The following is a 12,252-nucleotide window of genomic DNA, read 5'->3' on the forward strand; positions in this document are numbered from 1 at the left end:
GTGGGGCATGTCTTCCACAGTGCATACCTCCGCCGCCGGCAACTCCGGTTCCGCCTTTGACCCGAACCAGGAAAAGCCCTGGCTGCAGTACTACCCGGAGTGGACCGACCACTCCCTGGAATACGGCACCACGACCCTGCCGGAGATGTACCTGCAGAACCTGGAGAAAAACGCGAACAAGCCGGCGGCCACCTTCTTCGGCCGCACGCTCACCTTCGCGGAGCTGGACCGCGACGTCCGCCGCGCCGCCGCCGGGCTCAAAGCCTTCGGCGTGCGCGAGGGCGACCGCGTGGCCATCATGCTGCCCAACTGCCCGCAGCACATCGTCGCCTTCTACGCGGTGCAGCTGCTTGGCGCGGTCGTCGTTGAGCACAACCCGCTCTACACCGCCAACGAGCTGCGCCCGCAGTTCGCCGACCACGGCGCGCGCATCGCCATCGTGTGGGACAAGACCGCGGACACGCTGGAGAAGCTACGCCCGGACACGCCGCTGGAGACGGTGATCAGCGTGGACATGACGCGCGCGATGCCGCGCAAGACGCGCCTGGCGCTGCGCATCCCACTGCCCAAGGTGCGCGAGGCGCGCGCACAGCTCACCGGTCCGTGCACCAACACCGTCCCCTTCGAGGCGCTCACCGGCTCCGCCATCGGCGGCGAGGGCGCGGACATTGACATCCCGGAGGCGCTCACCCCGGACTCGCCGGCCGTGATCCTGTACACCTCCGGCACCACCGGCGCGCCGAAGGGCGCGGTGCTCTCGCACAAAAACCTGCACGCCAACCCGGTGCAGGGTCGCGCCTGGGTCAAGGAGCTGCAGGAGCCGGGCCAGCGCATGCTGGCCACCCTCCCCTTCTTCCACGCCTACGGCCTCACCTTCTCCCTCACCCTCATGATGCTGGTGGGCAGCGAGCTCAACCTGCTGCCGGCGCCGAAGATGAACCTCATCATGAACTCTCTGAAGAAGCGCCCGCCGACATTCATTCCGGGCGTGCCCACCGTCTTCGAACGCATTGTGAAGACGGCCCGCGAGAAGCACGTCGACATGTCCAAGGTGCAGGTCGGTTTCTCCGGCGCATCCTCGCTGCCCGTCGAGGTCATCGAGGAATGGGAGTCGCTCACCGGCGGCCACCTGGTCGAGGGCTACGGGCTCACCGAAACCTCCCCGATCATCGTGGGCAACCCGCGCACCAAGGACCGCCGCCCGGGCTACATCGGCATCCCGTTCCCGGATACGCAGATCCGCATCGCCAACGAGGACAACCTGGACGAGGACATGCCCTTTGGTGAACCCGGCGAGATCCTGGTGAAGGGCCCGCAGGTCTTCGGCGGCTACTTCAACAATGAGGAAGCCACCGAGAAGGCCTTCCACAACGGCTGGTTCCGCACCGGCGACATGGGCGTGATGGAGGAAGACGGCTTTATCAAGCTGGTCTCGCGCATCAAGGAGCTCATCATCACCGGCGGCTTTAACGTCTACCCGGCCGAGGTCGAGGAAGTCATGCGCAAGCACCGCGACGTTATCGATGTTGCGGTGGTGGGGCGCCCCCGCGAGGACGGCTCCGAGGACGTCGTCGCCTGCGTCACGCTGCGCGACGGCGCCGCGCTCGACCCGGAGGGGCTCAAGGACTTCGCCCGCGAGAACCTCACCCGCTACAAGGTGCCGCGCACCTTCTACCACTTCGAGGAGCTCGCCCGCGACCAGATGGGCAAGATCCGCCGCCGCGAGGTGCGCGACGACTTGCTCAACATGCTCAGCTAAGCGGTGAGAGCCCGACCCACACAGGCTCGGGCACCAGGGCCACGCCAAAGCGCTTCTCGACGCCACGCTGCACCCGCCGAGCCAACTCCGCAATATCATCCGCGCTCGCATGGCCGCGGTTCGTGAGGGCCAGCGTGTGCTTCGTGGACAAGCGGGCCGGCGCCTCCTCGCCCGGGAAACCGCGCGGGAACCCGGCGCGCTCGATGAGCCAGGCCGCCGACAGTTTCTCCTTGCCATCAGGCTGCGGGAAGCGCGGCATGCCCTCCTCGCCGACCTCGCGCTCGATCGTGTCCGCAACCGACGGGTCCACGACGGGGTTGGTAAAGAAGGAGCCGGCCGACCACGTGTCATGATCCTCCGGGTCCAGCACCATGCCCTTCTTCCGGCGCGTGGCCAGCACGGAGGCGCGCGCCTGCGCCAGCGGGACCTGCTCGCCGCCCAGGTGGCGCAGCGGGGCGGAGAGCTCGCGGCGCTCCAGCTCGATCTCCAGCTCGAGCACGACCGCGCGGTGCGTGAACTTCAGGTTGGAGTACCGGTAGGCCAGGTCCAGGTCGCTTGCGGGCACCCACTCATCGTTGTTGGTCTCGCGGTTCCACAGGCGCACGCGGGTGAGCACCTCGGCGATCTCCGCGCCGTACGCGCCGACGTTTTGCACCGGGGTGGCGCCCGCGGAGCCCGGGATCCCGGAGAGGGCCTCGATACCGCCCAGGCCGCGCTCGACCGCGTAGGCCACCACGTCGTCCCACACCGTGCCCGCGCCGATGCGCAGGGTGGTGCGGGAGGAGGGGGACGAGGGGGCGTCGACAAGCGTGATGCCCTCGTTCGCCGCAACCACCGCAACGAGGTCCAGCTCTCCTTCGGCAACGAGCAGGTTCGAACCGCCACCCACGAGCAGCAGTGGCGTGCCCGCGGCGTCCAGGCGCGCGACGGTGGCCGCGAGCTCCTCGGCGGTCGTGCAACGGATCAGGTCAGCGGGGGTGCCGCCGACGCGCAGCGTGGTCAGGGAGGCGAAAGATGAATCAGACACCCCACCAACGGTAGTCTGTTGGGCATGACTGCACGTAGTGAAACCACCGTCACCATCAACCAGCCGGCCGAGAAGGTCGCCGAGGCCTACGCCACCCAGGCGTACTGGGAGTTCATCGCGGAGAAGCTCTCCCCGGAGCCGGGCCAGCTGCACGAGTTCACCGGTGAGACCGCCACCCTGTTTGAGGTGCTGCCCAAGTCCATCCTGCCCGAGGCCGCGCAGGCCATGATCAGCCAGGACCTCAAGCTCAAGCGCGTGGTCAACATTGGCAAGCTCGACGGCGCAACCGCCAACCACACCTTCACCGGTGACGTGAAGGGCACCCCGGTCGACTTCTCCGGCGAGATCACCATGACCGGCGAGGGCGACACCACCACCCTCGCCTACGACAACGAGGCCAAGGTAGACATCCCGTTCATGGGCGCAGCGCTCGAGCCGAAGGTGGCCGAGGCGCTCGAGGAGATCGTGGAAAACGAAGCCAAGCTCACCGAACAGTGGATCGCGGAGAACCTGTAAATCTCCCCGCACCACCACAACCTCAGGGCGCAGGCCGGCCCCGGCAAGCCGTACGGAGTAATCACCCGCGGCACCACCGGGTACAACCGCCTGCGCCGTTGTGATCGCTGGGCCTTTTACAACCCCGCGATCCGCTCCCTGCTGCGCGGCGCGCGGGAGCCGCTCGCGCTGGACGTGGGCTACGGCGCCTCGCACACCACCACCGTCGAGTGGTCCCGCTGGCTGCGGCGCGTCAATCCGTCTACCCAGGTCGTGGGTCTGGAGATCCACCCCGACCGGGTGCTGCCGCCACGCGACGGCGTTCGCTTCGAGCTTGGCGGTTTCGAGCTCGCCGGCTACCGCCCCCACCTCGTGCGCGCCTTCAACGTGCTGCGCCAATACGACGTCGCCGAGGTGGATGAGGCCTGGCGGACCGTCTGCGAGCGCCTCGCCCTCGGCGGCATGTTCATCGAAGGCACCTGCGACGAGATCGGCCGCCGCGCCACCTGGGTGCTTCTCGACGCCACCGGCCCCCGCTCCCTCACCCTCGCTTGGGACCCCTTCGACGTCGCCGAACCGGGTGACGTGGCCGAGCGCCTGCCCAAGGCCCTCATCCACCGCAACGTCCCTGGCGAGAAGATCCACGCGCTGCTTGCCGACGCCAACGCGGCCTACGCCCACGCCGCCCCCTTCGACCCATACGGGCCCCGCGTGCGCTGGCGCGAGGCCCGCAAAGAACTCGTGTCCAAGGGGTGGCCCATCCACCCGGTGCGGCGACCCCTGCGCGACAACGTGCTCACCGTGGACTGGGCGGCGGTGGACCCTGCCGTACACTAGGCCGCATGAAAACAGCGTGGAAAGTCATCGTTGGCATCCTTGCCGCACTGCTTGTCCTGCTCCTTATCGCCGAGGGCGGGATCCGCATGTTCATGGCAAACCAGATCACCTCGGAGTTCAACAAGAACGCCGAGACCTCGTCCGCCCAGGGCGGCGGTGACGACGCGGAGCCCGACGTCTCCTTCGGCCCGCAACCGGTAATCTTCGGCCTGGTGTCTGGCAAGCTGCCCCACATCGACCTGGACACCCCCTCCACCCTGGTGGTCAACGGCGACCAGGTGACCGGCGACCCCGCCTCGCACATCGTCATGGACAACATCCGCTACGACTCCGGCGACCCCGTCGCCGAGTCCTTCCGCGTAGACACCGAGCTCACCAATGACCTCATCCGTGCGATGCTCAACCAGCAGTTGCAGCAGCAGATGGGCGAGGACTCCTTCCTCAGCGGCCTGATCAACGTCTCCGACGTGAACACCGACCCCGACGCCGGCACCGTCCACATCGAGTTCACCGGCGGGGTGGCCGCGCTGGACCTCAAGCCCATCACCGAGCAGGGCCAGATGCGCTTCGAGGCCACCGGCACCCAGCTGTTCGGCATGGACCTGCCCGAGGAGGCCGCGAGCGCGCTGAGCGACGCCATGAGCCAGGGCATGGAGGAACAGAGCGCCGGCGGCATGAACATCCAGGAGTTCAGCGTCGTGCCCGGCGGCGTGCGCGTCACCATGACCGGCGAGAACGTGAACTTTGCAGAGATGCAGAACGCGCAGGGCCAGTACGGCGCCGCGGCCTAGTCCGACTGTGCTCCGGAACGGGCGAAGACCCGGGTCGCGCCGACTTCCAGCCACGTGATCGCGGCCTCCTCGCCCGGATCGGCGCCGTAGACGGCGACGTCGACAGACGTGTCGGGCACTCCGGCGGCGGCCGGGACAGCTAGGCAGGACGCGCCGAGCTGCTCCGCGACCCGCAGCACGGTATCCGTCGCGCCTGCGGGGCAGACGATGCCCACTGGGACGGTGAGTGACTGGTGGACCGCGATGGCGTCGGCAAGCGCGGCACCCTGCGCGGCATCGGGGTCGAGCGCGAGCCAGATCTCGTCGGCGCCTGACTCGGCCGCCAGGCGCGCCTCCGCCGCCTTGATCACGCTGTGGTGGCGGCCGGTGGGCCAGCCCACGACGGCGATGGCGGGAAGACTGCGGCGGAGCACCTGCGGGATCTGGGTCGGCTCGACGACAAGGCCCGCGCTCCCCCGGTCATCCGGGGCAGCAAACGGGCCACCGGCCAGGAACGTGCCCCGGCGGGTGGCCAGCCACTCGTAGTCGTCCATGCGCCGCTAGTACCCGTAGTTGCCGCGCAGAATGTTATCCAGCTGGGGCTTCACGTCCAGCCAGTACACGCCGATCGCCACCGCGCCGAACCACATGATGAACGGCAGGTGGAGCAGGCAGACCAGGGCGGAGCCACCCAGGATGAGCGCCCACGTGTTCTTGTTCTGCCGGTCCGCCGCGTCAAACGCATCCGCGCGGGTGGACAGCGCAAAGTACACCCCGGCGAAGCCCGCGATCGCCACCGCGAAGAAGAAGAGGGCGCTGAGCATCGTCGGGATGCTCATGATGATCGTGACGGTGCTCAGGTTCGCAAGAGTCGGGGTCATACGTTACTTATCCTCGTCGGCGACAATTTCGCCATCGATAATATCGGGGCGCTGGTTCGCGCCGCCAAACTGCTCCTGCACGCGGGCAAACAGGGACTCGAGTCGCTCGCGCACGTCATCGAACACGCTGTCCGCGTCTTGGCCCGTGGCGGTGCCGGCACCGCCACCGCGCAGCTCGCCGATCTTCTCGTTGAACAGGCCGCGCGCGTCTTCCACGGCCTTCTGCAGCGAGCCCTTCACGTCGTCGGAGAACTCCAGGTCGCGCTGCTGAAACGCCTTAAACTGCTTCTCTGCCTCAGCGACGAAGTTGGAGGCCGCCGCGCGGATCTCGCCCTCGCTATCGGCCTGGTCCAGGCGCTCGCGGGCGCTGGCGGTAGCGGACTTCAGCTTCTCCGGCAGGTCCTCCGTGTACTTGCCGGCGTGCTTGCTGATCATCGCGCCGAGGGAGGAGCCGGCGGCAACGATCGCCTGGCCCGCGTCGCGCAGGTTGGCCCGCAGATCGCCGGACTCGGAGGGGTTGGATGCGGAGTCGAAAGAATTGTCAGCCATGTTAGAAAACCTTTCAGTGTCTTGCAGTGTCTTGCAGTGTCTTGCAGTGTCTTGCTGGGTGGTGGTTGCGTGAGCTAGTAGAAGAGCAGCTGAGACACAGTGTAAATAACCAGCCCGGCGAGTGCACCCACGATCGTGCCGTTGAGGCGGATGAACTGCAGATCCTTGCCCACCATAAGCTCGATCTTGTCCGAGGCCTCCGCCCCGTCCCAGCGCTGGATGGTCTCCGCGATGATGCCCACGATCTGGTCCGCGCCGTTCTCAGCGGCGAAGTGCACCACCTTTTCCAGCTTCTGCTCCGCCGACGCGCGCACCTCCGGGTCGTTCGCCAGCTTCCTGCCCCACTCCGCCGCAGCGTCCGCCACCTTGCGGCGCAGCATGCTCTGCGGGTCGGTGGCGTTGGCCACGACCGTGTCCGCGAGCTGCTCCCACATGCTGCTTGCCGCGGAGGTGACGGCGGTGGAGCCCATCACGTCGCCCTTGAGCGCCTCGACGCGCGTAATCATCTGGCTATCAAACTGCAGGTCCTGCGCGAACTGGGACAGCTGCCGGCGGATGGCGCGGCGCGCCTCGTGGTTCGGGTCGCGGTCCACCTCCGCCATGAACTTCACCAGCTCGGTATACACCTTCTCCCCCACCAGGTCCTTGGCAAACTTCGGTGCCCAGCGGGGCATGCGGTCATCGATAAGCGTGACGATGCTCTGCTCCATCCCTTCCAGCTTCGCGCGCGACCAGGCGAGGATGTCCTCGACGATGGGCTCCGCTTTGCCGTCGGCGATGAAGCCCTCGAGCGCGCGGCCGACGGGCGGGCCCCACGTGGGCTCAGCGAGTCGGTCGATGAGCTGGGTGTTGATGAACGCCTCTGCGTCGGCAGGATCGATGCCGCGCACGACGCGGACCGTAAAGTCGCCGACCTCCTGGCTGACCCGCTCGGCGCTGGCGGGGCGGGTGAGCCACGTGCCGACGCGCTGCGGCAGGTTCGCCTCCATCACCTTCTGCGTGATGGTGCGGGCGTTGAGGAAGTTCTCGCTGACGAACTCGCTGAGCGCGTCGGCGACCTGGTCCTTCTTGTTGGGGATAATCGCCGTGTGCGGGATTGGCAGGCCCATGGGATAGCGGAACAGCGCGGTGACGGCGAACCAGTCCGCCAGCCCGCCCACCATGCCGGCTTCCGCCGCGGCACGCACATAGCCCACCCAGGTGGGCGCGCCGTGCGATTGCCACCACGAGCAGGACAGGAAGATCACCGCCATGAGCCCGAGCAGGCTCGTGACAAAGATCTTGTGATTCCGGAGGATCCGCCGCCGCTCTGCCTCGTTCGAGGGCGCGGGCATCATCGCGTGCTGAGACATACCTTGATTATGGCAGCCCGGCCCCGCGCAGTTCGAGTTGCTTAGCGACGCCCCCGTGCACCAAAAATCCCCCGACCGCGGGAAAATTCCGCAGTCGGGGGAAGTGGCGCAGGGCGTGCGGCGCTAGTTCACGCGGCCGGTGGCCTTGCTGTACGCCTTGTAGTCCTTGCGGCCTACGGCGATCAGAATCGCGCCGAGAATCAGGGTCGCGGCGACGACGATCAGGCCGAGGATGAGCAGGATCTGGCTGTAGTCATTCTCTTGTGCGCCGAAGCCGGCGATCATGGCGGAGCCGCCCCAGACGGCGAAGCCGAAGCCGGAGAGGGACGCCAGGATCAGGGCCATCGCGATCCAGGTGGAGAATCGGTTCAGCGAGGAGTGCGGAGCACCCAGGGAAACCGGGTCGTAGCCCTCGATGTAGGTGTCCGCGAGTGCCGACTTGTACGTCGGGAAAGACTCGCTGCTGATGTCTGCAACTGCGTGCTCGGAAGCCATGATGACTCTTTTCTCTCGTCCTGCTTCAAATACTCGGTAGATAGTATACGGCGGCCTAGTCGTCGCCACCACGGAAGGCTGCACGTGCGCGCTCGGCGTTGATTGCACCGACCGCGTCCAGCGGGATACCCGCCGGGCAGACGTCCGCGCACTCGCCGTAGAGCGAGCAGTGGCCGAAGTTGGTCTCCAGCTCGTCGACCATGTTGCGGGCGCGGCGGCCGCGCTCCTGCTTGCCCAGCGGCAGCAGCTTCAGGTGCTTGAGCTTCGCGCCGGTGAACAGGTGCGCAGCACCGTTCGGGCAGGCGGCGACGCAGGCGCCGCAGCCGATGCAGGCCGCGTAGTCCAGCGCGGTCTCCGCGTCGTGGTGGTTCACGGCGAGGGTGTCGGCGTCCGGTGCGGTACCGGCGTTGATGGAGACGTAGCCACCCTGCTGCATCACGCGGTCCAGCGCGGAGCGGTCCACGGCGAGGTCCTTGATCACCGGGAACGCGCCGGAGCGGAACGGCTCAATCTTCAGGGTGTCGCCGTCCTTGTAGTTGTACAGGCGCTGCAGGCAGGCGGTGGTGTTGGTGTCCGCGCCGTGCGGGCGGCCGTTCACGTTCAGGCCACAGGTGCCGCAGATGCCCTCGCGGCAGTCGGAGGCGAAGACGAACGGCTCCTTGCCTTCCTCGACCAGGTTGTTGTTCACGTGGTCAAGGAGCTCCAGGATGGACATCTGCTCGACGGCGTCGTCCACCTGGACGGTCTCGAAGTGCCCTTCAGTGTCGGGTCCGGCCTGACGCCAGATCTCAAGTGTCAGTTTCATTACTTGTAGTTCCTTGTCATCAGCGGGATCGAATCAAAGTACAGGGGTTCTGCGTGGCGGATGAACTCGCCCTCGCCGGCCGGCTCCCACGCGGAGACGAAGCACCAGTTCTCGTCGTCTCGCTCTGCCTCGCCGTCCTCGGTGAGGTGGTCCATGCGGTAGTGCGCACCGCACGACTCGTCGCGGTCCAGGGCGTCGATGCACATGAGCTCGCCGAGGTTGATGTAGTCGGCCAGGCGCAGTGCCGCCTCGAGGGTCTGGTTCATCTCGTTCGGGGAACCCGGAATAGAGATGTTGGCACGGAAATCGTCGCGAAGCGCGCGGATCTTCTGGATGCCTTCCTGCAGGCCCTCGACCGTGCGGGAGACGCCGCAGTGCTCGTAGAGGATGTCGCCGAGCTGCTCGTGGTAGAACTCCGGGCCGTGCGGTTCGGTGCCGTTAACGGACATGATCTGCTCGATGGTGTCCTTGGCGCGGTTGACGGCCTCGGTGACCTCCGGCGCGTCCTCCGGCAGCACTTCCTCGCCGAGGTGGTTGGCCAGGTAGTTCGGCACGGTGAACGGGAGGGTGAACCAGCCGTCAACGGACGCGGAGAGCAGCGAGTTCGCACCCAGGCGGTTCGCACCGTGGTAGGTCCAGGAGCACTCGCCGGCGGCGAAGAGGCCGTCGATGGAGGTCATCTCGTTGAAGTCGGTCCACAGGCCGCCCATGGTGAAGTGGACGGTCGGAGCGATGCGCATCGGGACCTTGTACGGGTCATCGCCGATGGAATCCTCGTACATCTCGAACAGGTTGGAGTAGCGCTCGCGGATGGTGTCCTCGCCGAGGCGCTCGATGGCGTCGGTGAAGTCCAGGTACGCGGAGTTGTGCAGCGGGCCAACGCCGTAGCCGGCGTTGAGCTGCTGGGAGATGGCGCGGGAGGCCACGTCGCGCGGCACCAGGTTGCCAAACGCCGGGTAGCGGCGCTCGAGGAAGTAGTCGCGCTCCTCCTCCGGGATGTCCTTCGGGTCGCGGTCGTCGCCCTTTTCCTTCGGGGTCCAGATGCGGCCGTCATTACGCAGCGACTCGGACATCAGCGTCGTCTTCGCCTGCCACTTCGCGTTGACCGGGAGGCCCGTCGGGTGGAACTGGATGAACGCCGGGGAGGCGAGGTACGCGCCGTGCTCGTACGCGCGCATCATGGCAGACGAGTTGGAGTTCTTGGCCAGCGTCGTCTTGTGGTAGACGTTGCCGTAGCCGCCGGTGGCCAGGATCACGGCGTGGCCGGTGAACGGCACGATCTCGCCGGTGATCAGGTTGCGGGTGACAATACCCTCGCAGTGCTTCTTGCCATCCTTTTCCGTGATGACCAGGTCCATCAGGTCGTTGTGGGTGAAGATTTCCACGTTACCCAGGTGGATCTGGCGCTGCAGCGCCGACGCGGTGGACAGCTGCAGCTGCTGGCCCGTTTGGCCACGGGTGTAGTAGGTGCGGGAGACCTGCACGCCACCAAAGGAGCGGGTGGCCAGGGTGCCGCCGTACTCGCGGGCGAACGGGGCGCCGATGGCGTTCATGTGGTCGATGACGCGGACGGACTCGATAGCCAGGCGCCAGCAGTCGGACTCGCGGCAGCGGTAGTCGCCGCCCTTGACGGTGTCCTTGGTGTGGCGGTACGCGCTGTCGTTGTCCACCTTCTTGCCGCGGGCGGAGTTCACGCCACCCTGCGCGGCGATGGAGTGCGCACGGCGCGGTGCGTCGTGGTAGGTGAAGGCCTTCACGTTGTAGCCCAGCTCGCCCAGCGCCGCGGCGGCAGCGCCGCCGGACAGGCCGGTGCCCACCACGAGGACGGTGAACTTGCGGCGGTTCAGCGGGGAGACCAGGTTCATGTGGTCCTTCTGGTAGCCCCACATGTCCTTCATGCGGACCTCGTCGCGGTTGGGCTCCGCGGCGTCCAGAATGTGCCCCGGGGTCACGCCGGGAGCGGCGGACTCGGGCTGGCGGAAGCCGCCGGACGTCTCCTGGCCGGCAGCACCCTGGGCGCCCACTGCGCCGGTAGCGGTGGTGTCGGCTGCGCCGCCCTGAGCACCCTTATTGGGGTTGTATGCGGTAGTCATAGTGTGTTTCTCCTCTATCAGCCGTTACCGGGAAAAGTCGGGGACGAAGCCGCACGCGATGGCAATCGGCATCACGACGTTGCCGATGACCACGATGAACGGGAGGACGTACGCCAGCAGGACCATCAGGCCGCGGCCGCGCTCGCCGAGCCAACCGAGGTCGGAGACAGCGAGGTAGATGCCGTGGGTCAGGTGCATCAGCAGCGCGAGGTTGGCCACGACGTAGATCAGGGTGACCCACCAGCGGCCCGGCGCGAAGGTGGCGAGCATGTTGTTGCGCACCTCGCCGTGGACGAACTGGTCAGAGGCGACGACCTGGCCCGTGGTCAGATCCAGCAGGTGGAAGATGACGAAGAGCAGCAGGATTACGCCGGTGATGAGCATCCAGCGGGTCGCGGTGGACTGCCAACCACCCATCAGGCCCGTGCGCTTGAACTTGCCGCGCGACTGGGACGAGCGCGCCTTCAGCGTGAACGCACCCCAGACGTGCAGCACCAGGCAGACGAGCAGCACGATGCGGGCGATCCAGAGGAAGCCCTCGTGCGGGAGCAGCGGCTCGCCGATCTCGCGCAGGAAGCGGCCGTATTCATCAATCGGCGCTTGCCCGTTGGCGTGGAGCGGCATAAAGATCTTCAGGTTGCCCACCATGTGGCCGAGCACAAAAAGACCGAAAATGAGGCCGGTGACGGCCATGGTCAGCTTCAAAGCCCACGTTGGGTAGGACGGCCGCTCGCGCAGCGGCTTTTCAGTGATTTTACCGTGACGAATGGCTTCACGGTCTGCGTTTTGTACAGTCATGGCACCTCCAGTGTCGCTACTACTGTAGGCAACCTTTGGGCACCCCACCTATTTATTCGCGCCACTTCCGCGCTCCCACACCCCCTCCCACCTCGAATAATGGGAATACCTTTCTCGCTTGACCCCCAGAGCGCGCCCGCTCCCAGCAACTTTCAACGTTCCCAGCCCACCCTACGGTAATTTGTGACCTTGCACACTCTCGCCGCATTTTGTTCATGATCCCCCTGCCCGCACCCCTTAATGTGTCAACCTTTCGTTGGTAAGTTCGCCCTTAGTTTCAACTCCAGGTTGAGCCTTCGCTTTTCGACGCCCCCCCGTGGCACGCAAAAAGCGCCCCGGCGATAACCGGAGCGCTTGGGGTGGGTCGACGGTGGCGTCGACAAGCAACTGC

At 66.6% G+C, this 12,252-nt stretch carries 13 protein-coding genes; 4 read left to right on the forward strand and 9 right to left on the reverse strand.

Features of this window, described 5'->3' with window-relative positions:
- Positions 1 to 7: 7 nt before the first annotated feature.
- Positions 8 to 1,759, forward strand: coding sequence for a long-chain-fatty-acid--CoA ligase (locus CKJ84_RS11085; RefSeq protein WP_095546986.1), 1,752 nt, complete (start codon positions 8 to 10; stop codon positions 1,757 to 1,759).
- Here CKJ84_RS11085 and CKJ84_RS11090 read toward each other — a convergent pair.
- On the reverse strand, positions 1,752 to 2,849 hold the full coding sequence (locus CKJ84_RS11090; RefSeq protein ID WP_095547012.1) for a UDP-N-acetylmuramate dehydrogenase: 1,098 nt from the start codon (positions 2,847 to 2,849) through the stop codon (positions 1,752 to 1,754). The two genes, CKJ84_RS11085 and CKJ84_RS11090, sit on opposite strands and share 8 nt — an antisense overlap.
- Between CKJ84_RS11090 and CKJ84_RS11095 the strand changes: the two genes are divergently transcribed.
- From CKJ84_RS11095 to CKJ84_RS11105, 3 genes are read left to right on the forward strand one after another with little or no spacing between them, the layout of a single operon-like run.
- Positions 2,811 to 3,302, forward strand: a complete 492-nt coding sequence (locus CKJ84_RS11095; protein ID WP_095547013.1) for a DUF2505 domain-containing protein — start codon at positions 2,811 to 2,813, stop codon at positions 3,300 to 3,302. The two genes, CKJ84_RS11090 and CKJ84_RS11095, sit on opposite strands and share 39 nt — an antisense overlap.
- Positions 3,303 to 4,118, forward strand: a complete 816-nt coding sequence (locus tag CKJ84_RS11100; protein WP_095546987.1) for an SAM-dependent methyltransferase — start codon at positions 3,303 to 3,305, stop codon at positions 4,116 to 4,118.
- 5 nt (positions 4,119 to 4,123) lie between these two features.
- A complete protein-coding gene (locus tag CKJ84_RS11105; RefSeq protein WP_095546988.1) occupies positions 4,124 to 4,909 on the forward strand; it encodes a DUF2993 domain-containing protein in 786 nt (261 codons plus the stop codon).
- Here the strand turns inward: CKJ84_RS11105 and CKJ84_RS11110 are convergent.
- From CKJ84_RS11110 to CKJ84_RS11145, 8 genes are all read right to left on the reverse strand, one after another.
- Complete coding sequence (locus CKJ84_RS11110; RefSeq protein WP_095546989.1) at positions 4,906 to 5,442, reverse strand: hypothetical protein; 537 nt, start codon at positions 5,440 to 5,442, stop codon at positions 4,906 to 4,908. The genes CKJ84_RS11105 and CKJ84_RS11110 overlap by 4 nt on opposite strands.
- A 6-nt stretch (positions 5,443 to 5,448) precedes the next feature.
- Positions 5,449 to 5,769 carry a DUF2516 family protein gene (locus CKJ84_RS11115; RefSeq protein ID WP_233125689.1) on the reverse strand — a complete coding sequence of 107 codons (321 nt, stop codon included), beginning with the start codon at positions 5,767 to 5,769 and terminating at the stop codon, positions 5,449 to 5,451.
- A gap of 3 nt (positions 5,770 to 5,772) precedes the next feature.
- Positions 5,773 to 6,318, reverse strand: a complete 546-nt coding sequence (locus CKJ84_RS11120) for a CGLAU_01105 family protein (protein ID WP_095546990.1) — start codon at positions 6,316 to 6,318, stop codon at positions 5,773 to 5,775.
- A gap of 74 nt (positions 6,319 to 6,392) precedes the next feature.
- Positions 6,393 to 7,670, reverse strand: a complete 1,278-nt coding sequence (locus tag CKJ84_RS11125) for a DUF445 domain-containing protein (RefSeq protein WP_095546991.1) — start codon at positions 7,668 to 7,670, stop codon at positions 6,393 to 6,395.
- 123 nt (positions 7,671 to 7,793) lie between these two features.
- Entirely contained in the window at positions 7,794 to 8,165 is a 372-nt protein-coding gene (locus CKJ84_RS11130; protein ID WP_095275155.1) for a hypothetical protein, read from the reverse strand.
- A gap of 55 nt (positions 8,166 to 8,220) precedes the next feature.
- Positions 8,221 to 8,970, reverse strand: coding sequence for a succinate dehydrogenase/fumarate reductase iron-sulfur subunit (locus CKJ84_RS11135; protein ID WP_095535209.1), 750 nt, complete (start codon positions 8,968 to 8,970; stop codon positions 8,221 to 8,223).
- Positions 8,970 to 11,063 (reverse strand): fumarate reductase/succinate dehydrogenase flavoprotein subunit, encoded by a 2,094-nt coding sequence (locus CKJ84_RS11140; RefSeq protein WP_095546992.1) that lies wholly within the window; start codon positions 11,061 to 11,063, stop codon positions 8,970 to 8,972. Before CKJ84_RS11140 ends, CKJ84_RS11135 begins: the two co-directional genes overlap by 1 nt.
- Before the next feature lie 24 nt (positions 11,064 to 11,087).
- Entirely contained in the window at positions 11,088 to 11,861 is a 774-nt protein-coding gene (locus tag CKJ84_RS11145) for a succinate dehydrogenase cytochrome b subunit (protein ID WP_095275158.1), read from the reverse strand.
- Between the last annotated feature and the right edge of the window lie 391 nt (positions 11,862 to 12,252).

The sequence above is a fragment of the Corynebacterium sp. NML 120412 genome (assembly GCF_002285155.1).
Classification (GTDB): domain Bacteria; phylum Actinomycetota; class Actinomycetes; order Mycobacteriales; family Mycobacteriaceae; genus Corynebacterium; species Corynebacterium gottingense.

Bases quoted from the DNA above. Each gene is read 5' to 3' on its own strand.
- CKJ84_RS11085 (WP_095546986.1), top strand. From the start codon at position 8: ATGTCTTCCACAGTGCATACCTCCGCCGCCGGCAACTCCGGTTCCGCC.
- CKJ84_RS11095 (WP_095547013.1), top strand. From the start codon at position 2,811: ATGACTGCACGTAGTGAAACCACCGTCACCATCAACCAGCCGGCCGAG.
- CKJ84_RS11105 (WP_095546988.1), top strand. From the start codon at position 4,124: ATGAAAACAGCGTGGAAAGTCATCGTTGGCATCCTTGCCGCACTGCTT.
- CKJ84_RS11110 (WP_095546989.1), bottom strand. From the start codon at position 5,442: ATGGACGACTACGAGTGGCTGGCCACCCGCCGGGGCACGTTCCTGGCC.
- CKJ84_RS11115 (WP_233125689.1), bottom strand. From the start codon at position 5,769: ATGACCCCGACTCTTGCGAACCTGAGCACCGTCACGATCATCATGAGC.
- CKJ84_RS11120 (WP_095546990.1), bottom strand. From the start codon at position 6,318: ATGGCTGACAATTCTTTCGACTCCGCATCCAACCCCTCCGAGTCCGGC.
- CKJ84_RS11125 (WP_095546991.1), bottom strand. From the start codon at position 7,670: ATGTCTCAGCACGCGATGATGCCCGCGCCCTCGAACGAGGCAGAGCGG.
- CKJ84_RS11130 (WP_095275155.1), bottom strand. From the start codon at position 8,165: ATGGCTTCCGAGCACGCAGTTGCAGACATCAGCAGCGAGTCTTTCCCG.
- CKJ84_RS11135 (WP_095535209.1), bottom strand. From the start codon at position 8,970: ATGAAACTGACACTTGAGATCTGGCGTCAGGCCGGACCCGACACTGAA.
- CKJ84_RS11140 (WP_095546992.1), bottom strand. From the start codon at position 11,063: ATGACTACCGCATACAACCCCAATAAGGGTGCTCAGGGCGGCGCAGCC.
- CKJ84_RS11145 (WP_095275158.1), bottom strand. From the start codon at position 11,861: ATGACTGTACAAAACGCAGACCGTGAAGCCATTCGTCACGGTAAAATC.